Raw genomic sequence first — 1,454 nt, 5'->3', positions numbered from 1 at the left:
CACAGGGCGATGACGTCTACCAAGACGCCGGCGAAATCACCTTGGGCATTAAGTCGGCGGCGGATGCTACCGGTGCAGCGTTCGAGAACCTGCAACTGGGTGGCGATGCTTCGGTAAAAGTCACCGACACCATCGATGAGGTGGTCGCCAAACTGACCGCTACCCCATCGGTAACCGAAGGCGGCGAGATTACCTACACCATCACGCTGACCAACAAAGATGGTCTGCCGATCAACAACCACGCGGACCTGTACTTCAAGCTGACCGACGGCACCAATATCGTTGTGGCGGCCAACAGCACCACCGGTTCGGCCACTGTTATCGCGCCGGACAACGTCTACGTCGGCACCAACGCGCCAGTGGTCAACGCCATTGACTCGGTCAGCGGCCAGGATGCGTGGAAGTTCGAGCAGCTGACCCTGGACAAGGCTGAGGTCAGCACCCAGGTCACCGACGAGCCTGGCACCCCGGGCAACGAAGGTGACATCGTCAAGGTCACCATCACAGCTGACCAGACCTCGGTCGCCGAGAACGTCAAACCGACGTTCACCGTGCACATCAACACGGTCCTGGCGCATGACCTGACTGTGACCCTGAGCAATGACGCGGTCGTGACAATCAAGGCTGGCGAAACCACCGCGGCTTACGAGCACGCAGCACAGGGCGATGACGTCTACCAAGACGCCGGCGAAATCACCTTGGGCATCAAGTCGGCGGCCGATGCTACCGGTGCAGCGTTCGAGAACCTGCAACTGGGTGGCGACGCTTCGGTAAAAGTCACCGACACCATCGATGAAGTGGTCGCCAAACTGACCGCTACCCCATCGGTGGCCGAAGGCGGCGAGATTACCTACACCATCACGCTGACCAACAAAGATGGTCTGCCGATCAACAACCACGCGGAGCTGTACTTCAAGCTGACCGACGGCACCAATATCGTCGTGGCGGCCAACAGCACCACCGGTTCGGCCACTGTTATCGCGCCGGACAACGTCTACGTCGGCACCAACGCACCAGTGGTCAACGCCATTGATTCGGTCAGCGGCCAGGATGCCTGGAAGTTCGAGCAGCTGACCCTGGACAAGGCCGAGGTTCAAACTCAGGTTACTGACGAGCCGTCTGGCCAAGGCGACTTGGTCAAGGTCAGCATCGCTGCCGATCAGCTGTCTGTGAATGAGGCGACTGAGCCAACCTTCACCGTTACCTTGAACAAAGCGCTCGACAAGCCATTCACCGTGACCCTGAGCACCGGTGCCACCCTGACCTTCGCAGCAGGCGAGACCACCAAGTCCTATGCCGCTCCGGCGCAGGGCGATGACGTGTTCAAGGACGAAGGCAAGATCACCGTCAGCATCACCAAGGCCGAAGTGGTCGGCGAGCAACTGGAAAACCTGCAGATCGGTCAGCCTGCAACTGTGGCGGTCACCGATACGCAGAGCCCGGTTACTGCCCAG

The 1,454-nt window shown here is 60.0% G+C and carries 1 protein-coding gene; it reads left to right on the top strand.

Annotated features, from left to right (window positions below):
- Positions 1-1,454 (top strand): immunoglobulin-like domain-containing protein (locus GYA94_RS23505; RefSeq protein ID WP_369008869.1); only part of this gene is annotated, 1,454 nt, incomplete at both ends.

Source organism: Pseudomonas juntendi (genome assembly GCF_009932375.1).
GTDB lineage: Bacteria > Pseudomonadota > Gammaproteobacteria > Pseudomonadales > Pseudomonadaceae > Aquipseudomonas > Aquipseudomonas juntendi.
This window is presented reverse-complemented; position numbering and strand designations above follow the sequence as displayed.